This is a genomic window from Xanthobacter nonsaccharivorans (assembly GCF_043194755.2).
Lineage (GTDB): Bacteria > Pseudomonadota > Alphaproteobacteria > Rhizobiales > Xanthobacteraceae > Xanthobacter > Xanthobacter autotrophicus_G.
The window spans coordinates 3,695,895-3,714,106 of sequence record NZ_CM195526.1; the positions used below are offsets into that span (position 1 = coordinate 3,695,895).

The window sequence follows — 18,212 nt, forward strand, 5'->3', positions numbered from 1 at the left end:
CGGGGCTTAACTGCGAATGCCGGGCAAAGCAAGGCGCCGCGCGCGCAGGGCTGCCTTTCGCCCCCTCACGGCTGCGGCCGGCAGGCCCGGACCATGGCGGCCAGCGCCTCCACATCCTCACGATAGGGCAGCGTGCGGCGCCACACGAGGCCGATGGTGCGGGTCGGCACCGGATCGGGGAAGGAGAGCAGGCGCACCCGCGGGATATGCCCGCCCTCCTGCGACACGAACATCTGCGGCAGCAGGGTGATGCCCTGCCCGTTGGCCACCAGCTGGACGAGGGTGGAGAGGCTGGAGGCGCCGAACCGCCGCAGCCGCTTCTCGTCCACCTTGCGGCAGACGTTGAGCGCCTGGTTGCGGAAGCAGTGGCCGTCCTCCAGCAGCAGCAGGTCGTCGGCGAGGATGCTGTCCGGCGAGGCGAGCGGTCCCCGGAAGGCCGGCGAGGCCTCCGGCACCGCCAGCAGGAAGCGGTCCTCGAACAGGGCCATGGTGTCGAGGGCGGGATGCTCCACCGGCAGGCTCAGCACCACGAGGTCGAGGTCGCCGTGGGCGAGCTCGGCCACCAGGTGCTCGGTCTGGCTTTCCCGAAGGCCGATCTCCACCCCGGGATAGCGGCGCGCCATCTCCGGCAGCAGGCGCGGCAGCAGGTAGGGCGCGATGGAGGGGATGACACCGAGCCGCAGCCGCCCCTCCAGCAGGCGGCCCCGGTCGCGGATGGTGCGCTCCATGTCGGTGAGGGCGGCGAGCACCTCGCGGGCGCGGCCCGCCGCCTCCTCCCCCACCGGGGTCAGCCGCACGCCGCCGCGGCCGCGCTCCAGAAGGCGCACGCCCAGCATCTCCTCCATCTCGCGGATCTGCATGGAGAGGGCCGGCTGGGTCACCGCGCACTCCTCCGCCGCGCGGCCGAAATGGCGGTGGCGGGAGAGCGCCTCGAAATAGCGCAGCTGGCGGGTGGAGAGCATATGATCAGATTATCTGATCAAAAGGCGCATGCAATCTGATTTGTGCTTATTCAATGTTCCGCCCATGCTGCATTTACGTTGTGCGCCGGACCACGGCGGCCGTGCCGGAAAGGCGCAGGCCGCCAGCCCCGAGATCCGGTGGCGCAGCGGCGTGCAGCGGTCCGCCCCGGGTCGACGGGGCGGACCTGTTGCCATGGCGAAGGCTTCGATGCCTGGAAATTGCGCCCGTCGCCGCCGGGCGCGGCCGGTTCAGCGCGGGAGATCCGTGCACGGGAAAGCCGGACGGACGAGCGGTCCGTACGTCCCGGCTCGCGGAAAGGGGATGCGCCACGGCGCATCCCCTTTCTTCTTCAGCGGCGGGGAGGATCAGTCCTCCAGCACCTTCAGCTTGAACAGCAGGCCGGCGAGATAGGCGCCCACCAGCGGCACCACGATGAACAGCCACAGCTGCGAGATCGCCTTGCCGCCCGCGAACAGGGCCGGGCCGATGGAGCGGGCCGGGTTCACCGACACGCCGGTGACGGGGATGAACACGATGTGGATCATCACCAGCGACAGGCCGATGGCGAGGCCCGCCGCCTGGGTGATGCCGGCCTTGGAGGTGGAGCCGAGGATCACCACCAGGAACACGAAGGTGCCCACCAGTTCGGCGACGATGGCCGCCACGAGGCCGTAGCCGCCGAGATAGCCCTCGCCCCAGCCGTTCTGGCCGAGGCCGGCGGTGCCCACGTCGAAGCCGGCGAGCTTGCCGGAGGCGATGACATAGAGAACGGCCGCGCCGGCGATGCCGCCCAGCACCTGGGCGATCCAGTAGAGCGGCACCTCGGCGGTGGGGATGCGTCCCGCCGCCCACACGCCGATGGTGACGGCCGGATTGATGTGACAGCCGGAGACATGCCCGATGCCGTAGGCCATGGACGTCACCGCGAGGCCGAAGGCGAACGCGATGGCGAGCATGCCGATGGGCGCGCTTCCATACCCCGTGAGCACGGCCGAGCCGCACCCGAACAGGACGAGAACGGCAGTGCCGATGAACTCGGCCACGAACTTGTTCATGCCCACCTCCTGGAGCACGCTTCCGAACGCGCCGCGACGGTAGCCGGCGGGAAGCGCCCCCTCCTTGCGGTTGCAGGGCGAAGTCGCCGGACGCGGCCGATGCGCCCCGTCCGGTTCGCCCCTCAGGACGCGGTGATTCCCAACCCTTGGCCCCGCGCCGCGTCGAGCGAACGCCGCAGCGGCGCAAAGATCAAGGCGGCAACCCTGGCGAGAGGTGTCTCTCCACCATTCTTTTTGGCGAGCCGCCGGCGCCGGATCGCGTCTTTTTGGCGAGCCGCCGGCGCCGGATCGCGTCTTTTTGGCGAGCCGCCGGCGCCGGATCGCGGAAAGATGAACGGATCCTGACCGGTTCCACCTGCTCCGGTTCAATCGGAAAGACGTAAGACAAGGTGATCTTCATCCTTCGTTAAGGGGAAGACGATCGCCGCGCGCCGGCCTAGTGGATCAGCCGAACGATGAGTTGCTGTTCGGCCCTTCGCGACAGATGGGTTCCAGCTGCCGCAGTCGAGCCACGAGGACCTCCGCCGGTCCGATCGCCCCGGTCCACACGAGATGCACATGAGAAAGCGCACTTTCATCCTTCTGGCCGGCGCCACGCTGGTTGCCGCCAGCGCGTTCGGAGATACCCTCGTGAACGCCTTGCCCGCCGCCTCCGTCACCCCCTCGCTCGCCGCCACGGACGCCGCCGACACGCCCTACCAGTGGCACGGCTATTTCGGGCCCCGGCTGGTGATGACCGATGCCTATGTGCCCGCCTGTCCGCTGCGAAAGGTGTGGACGGAGACCGACGGCGGGCCGCGCCTGAAGTGGAGGCGCGCCTGCCCGGAACAGAATTGAGGCCGCGCCGCCCCCTACACCCCCGCTGACGCTCGTGCAGGAACATGGTAGTCCTGCCCGCGCCTCGACAGATCGGGGAGGGAGGGTCTTGATGACGCGACTTTTGACAGGAGCCTCGGCAGCGGCTCTCGTCGCCGCAGCCATGCTCTGGACCGTGGATGCGAAGGCGCAGCAGGGCGAGCCGGCCGCCGCGCAGCAGGCCGCCGGCCAGCAGGATGCCTCCCCCGCCGCGCCGCTGCCGTGGCCGCGCACCTTCGAGCTCGGCGACGGCCAGGTCCTTCAGCTCTATCAGCCGCAGATCGACAGCTGGGAGGGCGACCAGATGGCCGGCCGCGCCGCCGTCGCCCTCGGCCCGAAGACAGGCGCGCCCACCTACGGCATGGTCCGGTTCGCCACCCGCGTGGCGGTGGACAAGCCCGCCGGCATCGTCCACTTCGCCACCCTGCGCATCGAAGGCGTGGAGGTGCCGACCGAGCCGGCCAAGGCCGCCCTCATCCGCTCCACCCTGCAGGCGCACCTGCCGGCCGACGGCATGGCCATTCCGCTCGACCAGTTGCAGGCGAGCTATGCGGTCAACCAGGAGCTGGCCAAGCTGAAGACCCAGCCGGTGGACAACACGCCGCCGCAGATCCTCTTCGCCACAAGCGCCACGGTGCTGGTGCCGGTCTCCGGCGCGCCCGTGCTGCGGCCCATCAAGGACGTCACCGGCTTCCAGCGCGTCGTCAACACGCGCCCGCTGCTGCTGCTCGACGAGGCCGGAACCTATCATCTTGAAGCGGCCGGCCACTGGTACGAGACGCCGAACCTTGCCGGCACGTGGATCGTCACGCCGCAGGTGTCCGACGCCCTCACCGCCGCCGGCAAGGCCGCCAGCCAGGAGATCCCGGCCGATCCGCTCCTCAACGACAAGGGCAAGCCGATCAACCCGGCCCCGGCCATCGTCGTCACCACCCAGCCCGCCGAGCTGATCCAGACCGAAGGCCAGCCGCAGATGCTGCCGGTGGTGGGGACCAACCTGCTCACCATGAACAACGCGGACCATGCCGTGTTCATGGAGACGACCACCAACACCTATTACGTGCTCATCTCCGGCCGCTGGTTCCGCGCGCCGGACCTGAAGGGGCCGTGGGCCTTCGTCGACAGCAACGCGCTGCCGAAGGACTTCGCCAGGATCTCCCCGCAGGACCCCAAGGCCAACGTTCTGGTCTCGGTGGCCGGCACGCCGCAGGCCAAGGAGGCGGCCATCGCAGCCACCATCCCGCAGACCGCCAGCGTGAAGCGCGACGTGACGCTGAAGGTGGTGTTCGACGGCACGCCCCGGTTCGAGCCCATCGCCGGCACCTCGCTCGCCTATGCGGTGAACACGCCGACCCCGGTGATCCGCCTCGATGCCCAGCGTTTCTATGCGGTGAACAACGGCATCTGGTTCGTGGCCACCGGCCCCTCGGGTCCCTGGCGGGTGGCGGACATCGTGCCGGACGTGATCTACACGATCCCGGTTTCCTCGCCGCTCCACTACGTCACCTACGTGCGCGTCTACGCCACCACGCCGGACGCGGTGGTGGTGGGCTACACGCCCGGCTACATGGGCGTCGTGGTGGCGCCGGGCGGCACGGTGGTCTACGGCACCGGCTATTCCTGCCCGGGCTATGTGGGCACCTACTGGTTCTCCTGCCCGGTCACCTATGGCCTCGGCGCAGGCTTCGCGCTGGGCGCGGTGGACGGCTTCGCCTTCGGTTTCGCCACCGGCTGGGCCTGGGGCGCGGCGGTGTATCCCTATTGGGGTCCCTACTGGCATCCCTGGGGCCCCGGTCCCTACGGGCCGTATGGACCCTATGGCCCCTGGGGCGGCCACTGGGGCTACACCAACCTGAACCAGACCAACCTCTATGGCCGCTGGGGCGGCGCCGCCACGGTGAACCACGCCTGGGGCACCACCTGGAACGGCACCGAATGGTCCGGCCGCGACTGGCGCGGCACCACCGCCAACGGCACCAGCTTCACCGGCCGCTCGGGGGCCGCGTTCAATCCCTATTCCGGCAATTACGCCGCCGGCCGGGAGAACGCCCGCTACAATCCGGCCACCGGCGCCCGCGGGGAATCCCGCGCCGGGGCGGCGGGCAACGCCTATACGGGCAATGCGGTGGCCGGCCGTGAATCCGCGGGCGCCAACCCCACCACCGGCACCTATCACGCCTCCCAGACCGGGGTGACCGACAATCACGGGAACGTGAACGTGGACAGCCGCGGCATCGCCGGCAATGCCAAGACCGGCAACGCGGTGGCCTGGGACAACGGCCATGTGGCGGTGGACCACGACGGCAACGTCTACCAGCACACCGACAACGGCTGGAGCCAGCACACCTCCTCCGGCTGGCAAAACGTGAACCGCAACACCGACACCTCCGGCCTGGACAATGAGGAGCGCGCCCGCTCCTGGGGCCAGCAGCGGGTGTCCAGCTACGGTGGCGACGGCTTCGGCGGCAACGCCTATGGCCGGGGCGACAGCTTCGGCGGCGGCGAGGGCTTCGGGTCCGGCGGCTTCGACCGCGGCTTCGGCGGCTACGGCGGCGGTGACCGCTTCGGCGGTGGCGGCGGCTTCGGTGGCGGCGGTCACTTCGGTGGCGGGTTCGGCGGTGGGTTCGGCGGCCGCCGCTGAACATCCGGAACCTCAGCCATCAAGAATGAGAAGACAGGCCTGGTCGGCAGCTGATGCCGGCCGGCGAATGTCCGGAAGCTTCGAGGGCTTCCACGCACCTGCGGGCGGCGCCGGGCGTCGTTCCGTCGCCGGAGAACAGGGCATGCCCGTTCAGCGCTATTCCACCCTGGCCGCCTACAACGCCTGGGCCAACCGTCGCCTCTACGCCGCCGCCACCGCCCTCGGGGAGGAGGCCTGCGCCCGGCCGGCTGGCGCCTTCTTCGGCTCAATCCTCAACACGCTCAACCACTTGGTGGTAGCCGACCGGATCTGGCTCGGCCGGTTCGAGGGCATCGAGATGGCCCAGCCGGCCCTCGACACCATCCTCGCCCCGACCCTCGCCGGCCTCTTCCCCCTGAGGGCGGCGGAGGACGCGCGCTTCATCCGCTTCATTGCCGGCCTGGATGCCGCGGGCCTTGCCGAAAACATAAGCTACACCAACAGTTCCGGCGCCCGTTTCCAGCAGTCCCTCGCCAGCGCGCTCGACCATGTGTTCAATCACCAGACCCACCATCGCGGGCAGGCGCATGCGCTGGTCACCCTGCTCGGCGGGCGGAACGCGGGGCCGGTGCTGGATCTCATCGCCTTCCAGCGCGAGCAGGCAACGGCCTGAGCGTCAGGCCGCCCGGCGCAAGGCGGGCGCTTCCCCCTTCAGGAGCCTTTGCACCTCGGTCGCGGCGAATTCCTCCGGCACGGCGCAGAGCTTGAGCCGGGCGAGGATGCGCCCCAGGCGCGGATCGGCGGTGACGACGGTGAAGGGAATGGCCAGAACATAGCCGGCGAGCACCGGCGCCGCCCACAGCACCAGCACCGGCGCCACCGCCAGCAGCCCCGCCGTGACCGCAAGGCCGAACAGGGTCTGCGCCCGGAATGCGCGCGCAGCCGCCGACCAGCTCACCCCGTGTCCGTCGCGGGCCTGCGCTCGCCAGCCGGATTGCGCGCGTCGGAGGAGGAGGCGCCCCATCTCCAGCGTTACCGCCATGGCGGTGATGGCACTGAGCAGGAAGGAGAAGGCCAGCTCCACCATCACCGACACCGCGAAACGGCCCGCCCCGCCGTAGCGGGCGATGCCCCGGGGCGTCAGCGCCACGTCGGCGACTCCGGCGAGCTTGGGGGCCAGCGCCATCAGCAGCAGGCCACCATAGAGGGCGAGGGCGAGGCCCGCCGGATAATCCTCCACCCCCGCCGCCTCCAGCGCCGCGAACGGCAGCAGGCCGACCAGCAGCGGATGCGCCGGCACGGTGACGAACATGAGGATGGCCCACACCAGCTGGAACCGGCTCATGGGCCGGAGGCTCGCGGCGAAGCCGGGCTGGGCGAGCAGGCGCAGATACTGGAGGTTGCCGAGGCACCAGCGCAGGTCGCGCGTCACGAAATCCGTGGCGGCGGGCGGGTTCTCCTCATAGCTCTCGCTCTCCACCGGCAGCACCCGCACCTCGAAGCCGGCGCGGCGCATCAGCACCGCCTCCACCTGATCGTGGGAGAGGATCGGCCCGCCCATCGGAGGCGTCCCGGGTAGATGCGGAAGATGGCAGGCGGCACGGAACGGGGCGATGCGGATGAGCGCGTTGTGGCCCCAGAAGGGCCCGCACTCCCCCGCCCACCAGGAGGCGCCCAGGGTGTAGCAGCGCATGCCGTGGCGCATGCCGAACTGGAAGATGCGGGCGAACGCGCTCTGCGCCGGCAGGCCCACCACCAGGCTCTGCAGGATGCCGAGGCGCGGATGCGCCGCCATCAGCCGCACCAGGAGGAGAATGGTCTTCGCCCCCATCAGGCTGTCGGCGTCGAGCGGCAGCATGAAATCGTAGCGATCCCCTGCCGCGACACAGAAGTCACGGACATTGCCGGCCTTGAAGTCCGTGTTCAGCGCCCGGCGGCGGTAGAAGATGCGGTGCGCCCCCTCCTCCCGCTGCCACTCGGCCACGGCGGCCTCCTCCGCGGCGGCGATCTCCGGGCGGGAGGTATCGCTCAGCACATGGAAATCGAAGGCCGCGCCATGGCCCGAGGCGTCAAGGTCGGCCTTCACCGCCTTGAGGCGCGCGAGGGCGCGGGCAGGCGCCTCGTTGCGCACAGTCAGCAGGATGGCGGTGCGGGCGGTGACCGGACCGTCAGGCAGCGGCGGCGCCAGGAAGGGCGCGGCGGCCTCCACCCCGCGCCGGCGGCCGTGCAGCAGCCACAGGCCGGCCAAGGCATTCCACAGGCCGATGGAATTCCACGGCGTGATGGCAAGGGCGCACAGGAGCAGCAGGCCGTCCACCACAGTGAAGCCCCCGGCCGCCGCAAGCACCGCCATGCCCGCGAGCACCAGGAGGAGCGTCGCGGCATTGGCCAGCAGCATGAACAGCCTGCGTCCCCGCAGCGCCGCCATGGGCTGCAGGAGGGCCGGCGTGAATGCGTCGGCCGGCAGGTGCCGGGGCGGTGGACCGGACCGCGAAGACATGCATAGCTCCTCCGGCCGGCGGCGGAGGCGCCGCGGCATCGAGAGCTATACGAGAGCGCAGGCATGCCCGGCGATGATGCGTCAAATTGTCCCGCAAGCCTGAGCCTGCGGGCGCTCTGGTACACGGCCCCCGGCCGCGCCGAGCTCCGTGCCGAAACACCGACGCCGCCGGCGGGTGGCCTGTGCCGTGTCGCCACCCTCTGGAGCGGCATCAGCCGGGGCACCGAGCGTCTCGTCTTCGCCGGGCTGGCGGATCCCGTCCACCGCCAGCGCATGCGCGCGCCCATGCAGGAGGGCGAGTTTCCCTTCCCGGTGAAGTACGGCTATTGCGCCGTGGGGCGGGTGGAAGACGGGCCGCCCGCGCTTCATGGGCGCATCGTCTTTGCCCTCGCCCCCCATCAGGACCACTTCTTCGCCCCCGCCAGCGCCCTCGCCCCCGTGCCGGCGGACGTGCCGCCCCGCCGCGCGACATTGGCCGCGAACATGGAGACGGCGCTCAATGGCGTGTGGGATTCCGGCGCCGGGCCGGGCGATCGCATCGCCGTGGTGGGCGCGGGGCTCGTAGGCCTTCTGGTCGCCCGCCTCTGCGCCCGGCTGCCGGGAGCAGAGGTGACGGTTCATGATCCCGACCCGGCCCGGGCCCCGCTGGTGGAGGCCTTCGGCGCCACGGTCGCGGAGGTGAGCGAAGGCACCGGCGCGGCCGATGTGGTGTTCCACGCCAGCGGCTCGGCTGCGGGGCTCGCCACGGCGCTCGCCTGCTGCGGCGAGGAGGCCCGCCTGGTGGAGATGAGCTGGTATGGCGACAAGCAGGTGCCCCTCGCCCTCGGCGGCGCCTTCCACCACAAGCGGCTGCAGATCGTCTCCTCCCAGGTGGGCATGGTGAGCCCCTCCCGCCGCCCGCGCTGGAGCCACCGGCGGCGGCTGGAGAAGGCCCTTGCCTTGCTGGCGGACCCGGCGCTGGACGCGCTGATCACCGAAGAGGTGGCCTTCGACGATCTGCCGCAGGCCCTGCCGCGTATTCTCGCCGAGGGGGCGGAAGGCATCGCCACCGTGGTGCGTTACACATGATCCGATCGGCCCCGGTCTTCGACCGGCGCCAAGCGGGCTCGCTCACGTGCCCCGGCCGACGCCAGCGAGAGGAAAAGACGCATGTATGCGGTGGAAGTACGGGACCACATCATGATCGCCCACAGCTTCCGCGGCGAGCTGTTCGGCCCGGCCCAGGCGCTGCATGGCGCCACCTTCGTGGTGGACGTGGCCTTCTTCCGCCCGGAGCTCACGGTGGAGGGCGTGGTGGTGGACATCGGCCGCGCCCATGAGGCGCTGAAGGGCGTGCTCGGCCCGCTGAACTACCGCAACCTCGACGAGTTGCCCCAGTTCGCCGGCCGCAACACCACCACCGAGGTGCTCTGCCGCCATGTGTTCGACAAGATGGCCGAGGCTGCGCGCACCGGCGCGCTGGGAGCCGGGAGCGACGGGCTCGCCCGCATCCGCGTGACGCTGCACGAATCCCACGTGGCGCGCGCCTGGTTCGAGGCCGACCTCTCCGCCGACGCCTCCTCGCTGCAATTCCTGTCCTGAGGGCTCCCCTTGCGCATCGCCTTCGTCCACCCCGGCGCCATCGACACGCCGACCGGCGGCTATTCCTATGACCGGCGGATCATCCGCGAGTTGAAGGATCTGGGGCACGACATCGTCCCCCTCCGGCTCGATGGCGCATACCCCACCCCCTCGGCGGCCGAGGTGACGGACGGCCTCGCGCGGCTCGCCGCCACGGCGCCCGGCACGATCATCTTCGGCGACGGCCTCGCCCTGAGCGCGCTGCCGGCGGATGCGCTGAAGCAGCTTGGGCGGCCTGTTGTCCTCCTGGTGCACCACCCGCTGGCACTTGAGACCGGGCTGGCCCCCGAGGTGGCGGACCGGCTCTTCGCCAGCGAGAAGGCGGTGCTGGGGGCGGCGGACGCCATCGTCGCCATCAGCCCGGAAACGTGGCGGGTGCTCCTCGACCGCTTCGCGGTGCCGCAGGCGCGCATGACCCTCGCCCTGCCCGGCACCGAGCCGGCGGCGCGCGTGGTCGCGGACGGCACCCCGCCCCGCCTCATCGCCGTGGGCTCGCTCACGCCCCGCAAGGGCTATCCGGTGCTGCTCGACGCCGTGGAGCAGCTCGGCGACATCCCCTTCACCCTCACCATCGTCGGCTCCCCCCACCTCGATCCGGACACCGCCGCCATGGTGGCGCGCCGCGCCGCCGGCCATGCCAACATCCGCCTCGTGGGGCAGCTCGCCCCGGCGGCGCTGGATGCGGCCTATCAGGAAGCCGACATCTTCGTGCATCCCTCGCTCTACGAGGGCTACGGCATGGTGCTGGCGGAAGCCATGCGCCGCGGCCTGCCCGTGGTCTGCACCACCGGCGGCGCATCCGGCGAGACGGTGCCCGACGGGGCCGGCCTCAAGGTGCCGCCGGGCGATCCAGAGGCGCTTGCCGCCGCGCTGCGCCGACTGATCACCGAACCCGCCCTGCGCCGGCAGATCGCCGATGGCGCCTTCGCCGCGGGCCAGAGCCTGCCCACCTGGCAGGATACGGCCCGCACCATCGCTGGCGTGCTGGAGAGCGTTGCGCGGTGAGCGCCCCGGAGGCCGCCACCTTCTCCGAGGCCTGGCTGGCGCTGCGCGAGCCGGCGGACCTCCGCGCCCGGAGCGCCACTCTGGAGGAGACGCTGGTGGGGTACCTCGCCCGCCATCCGGTCCAGCGCATCGTGGATCTCGGCGCCGGGTCGGGCTCGAACCTGAGGGCCCTCGCGCCGCGTCTCGGCCCCCGCCAGCACTGGACGCTGGTGGACCATGACGACCTCCTCGCCGAGGCTGCCCGCACGCGGCTTGCCGCCTTCGCGGATGCGGTCCGCACGGAGGGCGACGCCCTCGTCTTCACCCTGGGCCCACGCGAGATCCGGGTGGATTTCGCCATGGCCGACCTCGCCGCAGATCCCGGCGCCGCCCTCGCCTTTGGAGCCCATCTGGTGACGGCGGCCGCCTTCTACGACCTCGTGTCGGCGGACTGGTGCGCCAGCTTCGCGAGGCGGCTTGCGGGCAGCGGCATTGTCGTCCATGCCGCGCTCACCTGCGACGGGCGGGACAGCTGGCACCCGCCCCACTCCGCCGACGCCGCCATTGCGGCGGCCTTCCGCGCGCACCAGGGCATGGACAAGGGCTTCGGCCCCGCCGCCGGGGCGGAGGCGGGCGCGGTGCTTGCGGCGGCTCTGGAGCGATCCGGCTATGCCGTCACCTGTGCCGACAGCCCGTGGCGCCTCGGCCCGCAGGATCACGCCCTGATCGCGGAGCTGGCCCGCGGAACCGCCGGGGCGGCTGCCGAAAGCGGACGTGTGGACAGGACCGTGGCGCAGGACTGGGCGCGAGCCCGCAGCGCCGCAGAGGCCTGCGTCATCGGCCACATGGACCTTCTGGCGGTGCCGGCCGGCTTCGGCGCATGACACGTCCTGTGCTGGCGCTCGTCCTCGCGCTCCTGGCGCCGGCCCATGGGGCCTTCGCCGCCTGCTACGGCTGGGGCGACCGCCCGCGCGCGGAGCGGTTCGAGCTGCGCGGCGGCGAGGCTCTGGACCGCAAGTCCGGCCTCCTGTGGCAGCGCTGCAGCCTCGGGGCGCACTGGGACGGCAAGGCCTGCGCGGGGGAAAAGTCCTGGCTCACGCTGGAAGCCGCCCAGGAGGCCGCGAAGGCCGTGGGCCATGGCTGGCATGTGCCCTCGGGGCCGGAGCTGGAGACCATCGTCGACCCGGACTGCGGGCAGCCGGTGGTGGACACGGCCGTGTTCCCCGACATCGAGCTGGGCGATGACGGCGCCGCCGGCTACTGGACCACCAGCCCCGTGGGCGTGCTCGGCCTCATCTATTACTTCGACTTCATGACCGGCATGGCGGACGGCCACTCCACCGGCCTGCCGCAGGCGGTACGGCTGGTGAAGACGGCGCCCTGAGCCCCCTCACGCCAGCCCTGCGATGGCGCGTGCGAAATCGCGGGCGGCGAAGGGCTGGAGGTCGTCCGCCCCCTCGCCCACGCCGATGAGGTGGATCGGCAGCCTGTGCTTCGCCGCGATGGCCACGAGGATGCCGCCGCGCGCGGTACCGTCGAGCTTGGTCATGACGAGGCCGGTGACGCCGGCCGTGCGGGCGAAGGCCTCCACCTGCGAGAGCGCGTTCTGGCCCACGGTGGCGTCGAGCACCAGCAGCACAGCGTGGGGCGCCTCCGGCTCCAGCTTCTTGATGACGCGCACCACCTTTTCCAGCTCCGCCATCAGCTCGGCCCGGTTCTGCAGGCGGCCGGCGGTGTCGATCATCAGGATGTCCGCCCCCTCCGCCCGTGCCGTGGTGATGGCGTCATGGGCGACGCCCGCCGCGTCGGCGCCCTGCTCGCGGGCGATGACGGTGGCCCCGGTGCGCTGGCCCCACACCTTGAGCTGCTCGATGGCGGCGGCGCGGAAGGTGTCGCCGGCGGCGAGCACCACCTTGCGGCCCTCGCCCACCCACTGGGCCGCGAGCTTGCCGATGGTGGTGGTCTTGCCCGACCCGTTCACCCCCACCATGAGGACGATGAACGGCGTCTTCGCGGCATCCACCACCAGCGGCGTGGCGACGGGGGCGAGGATGGCCTCCACCTCCTCGGCGATGAGGCTCTTCACCTCCTCGGGGGAGATCATCTTGTCATGCCGGCCCTTGCCCACGGCCTCCACGATGCGCATGGACGTTTCCACGCCGAGGTCGGCGCGGATCAGCACGTCCTCCAGCTCCTCCAGCGTCTCCGCATCGAGCTTGCGCTTGGAGACGAGGTCGGTGATGCCCTGGCCGAGGCTCGACGCGGTGCGGGCAAGGCCGGAGGCGAGGCGGCTCCAGAAGCCCTTCCGGGCGGACGTCGCAGCGGGGGCAGGCGCGAGCGGCGCAGGGCCGTCCGGCGCCGCAGCCGGCGCCTCGGGCGCGGGGGAGGGCTGCTCCGCCTCGGAGACGAGGGGCTCGGCCGGAACCTCAGCCGAAGCCTCCTCGGCCACGGCAGGCTCTTCCGGCCCGGCTTCCACGGGCTCCGGCGCCTCCGGGGAAACCGTCGTTTCCGGCTCCTGCGGCACGTCCGCGACGGGCTCGACGGCCTCCGCCAGCTCGGGGCCGTCCGGCGTCTCCGGGGCGGGGTGAGGGGCCTCGACCCCGGGCCCCTCGGCCACGGTCTCCTCGCCGCCAGTCAGCCAGCCCCAGAAGCCGCGCTTCTTCTTCGGCGCGTCCGCGCTGCTGTGGGGGGCCTTGGGATCCTCGTGGCTCATGGCTGTTCCTTGAGAAGGGTCACGCCGCAATCAGGCGGGCGCCGTCGTGGCCGGCGATGCGCAGCTGCGCGAGGCTGCCGCGCTCGACCGGGCGGGAGAGACGCACCGGGGTGAAATGTTCCGTGTGCCCGCGCCCGCCGGCCTCCACCAGCACCCGGCGGCGACGCCCCACCTGGGCGGAGAGGTGCCGGTGCAGCAGCTCAGCCGCAGTCTCCCGCAGCCGCAGCGCCCGCTCGGCCACCTGGGCGGCCGGCAGCTGCGGCATGCGGGCCGCCGGCGTGCCGGGCCGGGCGGAGAAGGGAAACACATGCACGAAGGCCAGGCCCGCCTCCGCCACGAAGGCACGGGTGGCACGGGCCTGCGCCTCGGTCTCGGTGGGAAAGCCGGCGATGATGTCCGCCCCCAGCACCATGTCCGGCCGCGCCCGGCGCAAGGCGTCCACGAAGGCCAGCGCCTCGGCGCGGGAGTGGCGGCGCTTCATGCGCTTCAGGATCAGGTCGTCGCCCGACTGGAGCGAGAGGTGGAGATGCGGCATCAGCCGCTCCTCCTCGGCCAGCGCGCGCATCAGCTCGCCATCCGCCTCCACCGCGTCGATGGAGGACAGGCGCAGGCGCGCCAGCTCCGGCTCGCCGGAGAGCACGGCCCGCACCAGGCGGCCGAGGGTGGGCGTGCCCGGCAGGTCCGCGCCATACGCGGTAAGGTCCACGCCGGTAAGCACCACCTCGCGATGGCCGTTCCGGACGAGCCGCCGCACCTGATCCACCACCGCGCCCATGGGCACGCTGCGGGAGGGACCGCGGCCATAGGGAATGATGCAGAAGGTGCAGCGATGGTCGCAGCCGTTCTGCACCTCCACGAAGGCCCGGGTGTGCCCCTCGAACCGGTCGGCGAGGTGCGGCGTCGCGGTGCGGACCTGGGACATGTCCTGCACCCGCACCTTCTGTTCGGACGAGACACCGAAATCGAGTGCTGCGCGGGCGGCGGCCCAGGTGGCGGCGCCCGACTTGTCCGCATTGCCGAGCACCAGGTCCACCTCGTCCATGCCGGCGAAGGCATCGGGATCGGTCTGGGCGGCGCAGCCGGTGACGACCACGCGCAGGTCCGGCTCCGCGCGCCGGGCCCGGCGGATGGCCTGGCGTGCCTGGCGCACCGCCTCGCCGGTCACCGCGCAGGTGTTCACCACCAGCGCCCGGCCGACGCCGGCGCCAGCGGCGGCACGGGCGATGCCGTCCCCCTCCAAGGCATTGAGGCGGCAGCCGAAATTGAGGACGCGCACCGCCCCCCGCGGCTGGTCATGGGCCGCCATCAGGCGGCCTCCTCCAGCATCGCGGGAGTGAGGGTGCCGGAGAATTCATGCTCCACCGGGCCGGTCATGAGGACGTGGGAATCCTCCGCCCGCCAGCGGATCTCCAGGTCACCGCCCGGCAGCGTCACGGTCACGGCGCGCCCGGCGCGGCCGGTGCGGACCGCGGCGACGCCGGTGGCGCAGGCGGCGGTGCCGCAGGCGCGGGTGCGGCCGGCGCCGCGCTCCCACACATGCAGCAGGATCTTGTCCGGCGCCGTGAGGCTGGCGAAGGAGATGTTGGCCCGCTCCGGGAACAGCGGGTGACGCTCCAGCGCGGCCCCGAGGCGCTCCACATCCACGGCGTCGGCGTCCGGCACGAAGAACACGGCGTGGGGATTGCCCATGCTGACGAAGCAGGCTGGCCCCAGCGCCTCGTAGCCCGGCACAACGACGCAGGCCGTGTCGCCCACGTCGCGGGCGAGCGGAATCTCGGCCCAGCCGAGGCGGGGGGCACCCATGTCCACCTCCACCCGACCGTCCGGGCGCAGGCGGCAGTCCAGAAGGCCCGCCTCGCTCTCGAACACCACGTGCGGATTGCCGGTCGCCTCGGCCTCGAGCGCGGCGATGCAGCGGGTGCCGTTGCCGCAGGCGGCGGAGAAGGAACCGTCGGAGTTCAGGATGCGCACGAAGGCCGCGGTCCCCTCCCGTCGCGGCGGGTAGAGCACCATCGCCTGGTCGAACGGCAGGATGGCGGGACGCGCCAGCGCGCGCGCGGCGGCAGCCGGCACCTCCACCGGATCGGAACGCAGGTCAAGGACGAGGATCTCGTTGCCGAGACCGTTCATCTTCACGAATGGGCGATGGGCGAGCGGGTTCACGGCAAGGTTCACAAAAGGTTGAAGCGGGGCAAAGGCGCGCGGGCGCAAGGCTCTATATGGCGCCGATCGCCCGTCCGCGCCACCCCCGGCGCGCGCGAAGGAAAAGCTGCCGCAACTGCGTCCGCTTGCCGCCTCCAAAACGCCGCCTCAAAAGTAGCTCCTCCGGGGCGTCTTCGGATCATGCTAGAAACCGAATCACCGCCTCGCCGGTGGGGGAGAAGGACACATGCCCGGGTTGCGTTCGGTAAGGTCGAGGATGGGGCGGATGGCGGGATGCGCGCTTCTGGGCGCCGCGGTGCTGAGCGCCGGCGCGCTGCCGCTCCGAGCCCAGCAGGCGCCCGCGACGCCGCCAGCCGCCGGAACCCCGCCGGCCAGCCCAGCCGCGCCGCCCCCCACCCCGCAGCCGGCACAGACGCCGATCGACCCCAAGGCGGTGGAAACGGTGCCAGTCGCCCCCTCGGGACGATCGCTGAACCCGCAGGAGATCACCCTGTCCCCGGTGCCGGTCCTGACCCTGGGCGGGCACGCCACATGGGAAGAGGCCTATGACAAGCTCGTGGCCGGCCTGAAGCAGGCGGATGCCGAGCTGAAGCGCCTCGGCCTCACCCGCAGCGGCGACGCCTTCGTGGCCTATACGTCCAGCGACGACCTCGGGTTCGACTATGAAGTGCAGCTGCCCTTTTCCGGCACCACCACCCAGAAGCCGCAGGGCGACATGAAGCTCGGTGCCTCCTTCGCCGGGAAGGTGATGCGCTTCACCCACGCCGGCTCGTTCGCCGACATGGACAACACCTACGAGCAGATCGCCAATTACCTCGACGAGAAGAACGTGGAGCAGAACACGCTCTACATCGAGCAGTACCGCACCGACCTCACCACCGCCTCGCCCGAGGCGCTCGAAATCGACATTCTCGTCCCGTTGCCGTAAGGGCGCCCACTTCTGCGACGTATCAAAGATTTGCATGGCGGGAATGAGCTACGTTTCCGCCAGCTTGACGTTGGCGGCGCTTTCCACGCGCCGTGCGGAAATGCGCCGGAAGCGCGCAAGGAGAGCCGAATGGCAGGTCTTTCATTGAGAAGCTGCGGCCAGGGGCGGACCGGGAACTGGTCCCGCATCGCGGTCGCGGCCGTGTTCGGCTGGTCCACAGCGGTCTATCCGGTGTTGGCGCAGACGCCACCGGCCGATCCCGCGGGGCAGCCCGCGCCTGCCATGCCGGCAGCGCCGCCAGCCGTCGCGCCGGTGGACCAGCCCGCCCCCATTTCACCGCCCCTGCAGCAGGCCGCGCCTGCGACCGATCCGCAGCAGCAGACGGGTCCCGTCTATACGCTCTCGGAGCTCGAATACATTTTCGGCCCGGTGGCCCTCTATCCCGATCCGCTGCTGGCGATCCTGTTCCCCGCCACCCTGTTCCCCGAGCAGGTCTTGGACGCCTACAACTGGATCCAGGCCAATCCGCGACTGGTGCAGGACCGCAACTTCACCGAGGTGGACGCGAAGGACTGGGATTCCTCGGTGAAGGCCCTCGCCCGCTTTCCCGACGTGATCACCCTTCTGCACGACCACATGGAGTGGACGGAGTCCATCGGCCTCGCCTTCACCAGCCAGCCGCAGGACGTCTCCACCACCATCCAGATGCTGCGCGCCAAGGCGCAGAGTGTGGGCAACCTGAAGTCCACGCCGCAGCAGGTGGTGACCACCCGAGAGGACGGCGGCCAGCGCACCATCTACATCGCCCCGTCGAACCCGGAGCGCATCTACGTTCCGACCTATGACAGCTCGGAGGTGTTCACCACCTTCGCCACCGGCGCCCTGCTGTTCGGCACCGGCGTGCTGGTGGGCTCGGCCTGGAACAACCGCTGGGGCTGGAACAACCGCGGCTGGAACAATGTCTGGGTGGTTCCTCCCGGCTGGCAGCGTCCGCCCTACTGGGGCTGGGGTCCCGGCGTGCGCCCGCCGGCGTGGGGTCCCGGGCCGTGGCGTCCGCGCCCGCCCGTCGGCCCCGGTGGCCCCGGCTGGGGGCCCGGTGGCCCAGGCGGCCCAGGTGGCCCCGGCTGGGGGCCCGGCCGTCCCGGCTTCCCCGACCGCCCCGGTGCGGGCCCCGGCCGGCCCGGCTTCCCCGGCCAGCCCGGCGTCGGTCCCGGCCGGCCCGGCTTCCCCGGCCAGCCCGGTGTCGGTCCCGGCCGTCCCGGCTTCCCCGGCCAGCCCGGTGTCGGTCCCGGTCGGCCTGGTGTTCCCGGCCAGCCTGGCGTGGGTCCCGGTCGGCCCGGTGTTCCCGGCCAGCCCGGTGTCGGTCCCGGTCGGCCCGGCTTGCCGGATCGCCCCGGCGTTCCCGGCCGCCCCGGAGCCGGACCGAACCGGCCCGGCGGGCCCGAGCGACCGGCGGTGGGGCCGAATCGTCCCAACCGGCCCGATCGTCCCGCCGCAGGGCAGAACCGGCCGAAGCGGCCGACGGCCGGCCAGAACCGGCCCAACGTCCAGCGTCCGGCCCAGCAGCGCCCCCGCGCGCAGCCCCAGCGCAACCGGCCCCAGCAGGTCCGGCCCCAGCAGGCCCGCCCGCAGCAGAGGGTCCGGCCGCAGCAGCAGGTGCGCCCCCAGCAGAGGGCCCGGCCCCAGCAGCAGCGCGCCCGGCCGCAGGGGCGCGTGGACCGGAACCGCTGACGCGGCATCCGGAAAACCGGACGCGCGACCGCGGCCCAAACAGCAGGAAATCCGCCCCCACGGGCGGATTTCCCCTTTCT

General features: G+C 71.8%; 16 protein-coding genes. 10 read left to right on the forward strand and 6 right to left on the reverse strand.

The features are described 5' to 3' along the window. Positions 1 to 65: 65 nt before the first annotated feature. Positions 66 to 962 (reverse strand): hydrogen peroxide-inducible genes activator, encoded by an 897-nt coding sequence (locus tag V5F59_RS16980; protein ID WP_393976385.1) that lies wholly within the window; start codon positions 960 to 962, stop codon positions 66 to 68. A gap of 366 nt (positions 963 to 1,328) precedes the next feature. Further along, on the reverse strand, positions 1,329 to 2,018 hold the full coding sequence (gene aqpZ, locus V5F59_RS16985; protein ID WP_393976386.1) for an aquaporin Z: 690 nt from the start codon (positions 2,016 to 2,018) through the stop codon (positions 1,329 to 1,331). Positions 2,019 to 2,576: 558 nt separating this feature from the next. On the opposite strand from aqpZ, the gene V5F59_RS16990 reads away from it, so the two are divergent. From V5F59_RS16990 to V5F59_RS17000, 3 genes are all read left to right on the forward strand, one after another. Further along, positions 2,577 to 2,855 carry a hypothetical protein gene (locus V5F59_RS16990; RefSeq protein ID WP_393976387.1) on the forward strand — a complete coding sequence of 93 codons (279 nt, stop codon included), beginning with the start codon at positions 2,577 to 2,579 and terminating at the stop codon, positions 2,853 to 2,855. A 91-nt stretch (positions 2,856 to 2,946) separates the two neighbouring features. Then, positions 2,947 to 5,514 carry a carbohydrate-binding family V/XII gene (locus V5F59_RS16995; RefSeq protein ID WP_393976388.1) on the forward strand — a complete coding sequence of 856 codons (2,568 nt, stop codon included), beginning with the start codon at positions 2,947 to 2,949 and terminating at the stop codon, positions 5,512 to 5,514. A 142-nt stretch (positions 5,515 to 5,656) separates the two neighbouring features. Continuing rightward, entirely contained in the window at positions 5,657 to 6,166 is a 510-nt protein-coding gene (locus tag V5F59_RS17000) for a DinB family protein (RefSeq protein WP_393976389.1), read from the forward strand. 3 nt (positions 6,167 to 6,169) lie between these two features. Here the strand turns inward: V5F59_RS17000 and mdoH are convergent, their stop codons facing one another. Beyond that, the gene (gene mdoH, locus V5F59_RS17005) at positions 6,170 to 7,993 is read right to left on the reverse strand and encodes a glucans biosynthesis glucosyltransferase MdoH (protein WP_393976390.1); all 1,824 of its coding nucleotides are present in this window, start codon (positions 7,991 to 7,993) and stop codon (positions 6,170 to 6,172) included. 63 nt (positions 7,994 to 8,056) lie between these two features. Between mdoH and V5F59_RS17010 the strand changes: the two genes are divergently transcribed. The 5 genes from V5F59_RS17010 (at position 8,057) to V5F59_RS17030 (ending at position 11,981) form a co-directional block, all read left to right on the forward strand. Beyond that, complete coding sequence (locus V5F59_RS17010; protein WP_393976391.1) at positions 8,057 to 9,061, forward strand: zinc-dependent alcohol dehydrogenase; 1,005 nt, start codon at positions 8,057 to 8,059, stop codon at positions 9,059 to 9,061. 81 nt (positions 9,062 to 9,142) lie between these two features. Continuing rightward, complete coding sequence (locus V5F59_RS17015) at positions 9,143 to 9,574, forward strand: 6-pyruvoyl trahydropterin synthase family protein (protein ID WP_393976392.1); 432 nt, start codon at positions 9,143 to 9,145, stop codon at positions 9,572 to 9,574. Positions 9,575 to 9,583: 9 nt separating this feature from the next. Beyond that, entirely contained in the window at positions 9,584 to 10,618 is a 1,035-nt protein-coding gene (locus V5F59_RS17020; protein WP_393976393.1) for a glycosyltransferase family 4 protein, read from the forward strand. Continuing rightward, positions 10,615 to 11,481, forward strand: a complete 867-nt coding sequence (locus V5F59_RS17025; RefSeq protein ID WP_393976394.1) for a class I SAM-dependent methyltransferase — start codon at positions 10,615 to 10,617, stop codon at positions 11,479 to 11,481. The genes V5F59_RS17020 and V5F59_RS17025 overlap by 4 nt, the downstream gene beginning before the upstream one ends. Next, positions 11,478 to 11,981, forward strand: a complete 504-nt coding sequence (locus tag V5F59_RS17030) for an Lcl C-terminal domain-containing protein (protein ID WP_393976395.1) — start codon at positions 11,478 to 11,480, stop codon at positions 11,979 to 11,981. Before V5F59_RS17025 ends, V5F59_RS17030 begins: the two co-directional genes overlap by 4 nt. A gap of 6 nt (positions 11,982 to 11,987) precedes the next feature. Here the strand turns inward: V5F59_RS17030 and ftsY are convergent, their stop codons facing one another. The 3 genes from ftsY to dapF are packed head-to-tail and all read right to left on the reverse strand — an operon-like array spanning position 11,988 to position 15,473. After that, positions 11,988 to 13,310, reverse strand: a complete 1,323-nt coding sequence (gene ftsY / locus V5F59_RS17035; RefSeq protein ID WP_393976396.1) for a signal recognition particle-docking protein FtsY — start codon at positions 13,308 to 13,310, stop codon at positions 11,988 to 11,990. 19 nt (positions 13,311 to 13,329) lie between these two features. Next, the gene (gene mtaB / locus V5F59_RS17040) at positions 13,330 to 14,616 is read right to left on the reverse strand and encodes a tRNA (N(6)-L-threonylcarbamoyladenosine(37)-C(2))-methylthiotransferase MtaB (RefSeq protein WP_393976397.1); all 1,287 of its coding nucleotides are present in this window, start codon (positions 14,614 to 14,616) and stop codon (positions 13,330 to 13,332) included. Further along, positions 14,616 to 15,473 (reverse strand): diaminopimelate epimerase, encoded by an 858-nt coding sequence (dapF, locus tag V5F59_RS17045; protein WP_393976398.1) that lies wholly within the window; start codon positions 15,471 to 15,473, stop codon positions 14,616 to 14,618. Before dapF ends, mtaB begins: the two co-directional genes overlap by 1 nt. Before the next feature lie 265 nt (positions 15,474 to 15,738). Here dapF and V5F59_RS17050 point away from each other — a divergent pair, with 265 nt between their 5' ends. Both V5F59_RS17050 and V5F59_RS17055 read left to right on the forward strand, forming a co-directional pair. Then, complete coding sequence (locus V5F59_RS17050) at positions 15,739 to 16,401, forward strand: GyrI-like domain-containing protein (protein ID WP_393976399.1); 663 nt, start codon at positions 15,739 to 15,741, stop codon at positions 16,399 to 16,401. 129 nt (positions 16,402 to 16,530) lie between these two features. After that, positions 16,531 to 18,132 (forward strand): DUF3300 domain-containing protein, encoded by a 1,602-nt coding sequence (locus V5F59_RS17055; RefSeq protein WP_393976400.1) that lies wholly within the window; start codon positions 16,531 to 16,533, stop codon positions 18,130 to 18,132. The last annotated feature ends 80 nt before the right edge of the window (positions 18,133 to 18,212 follow it).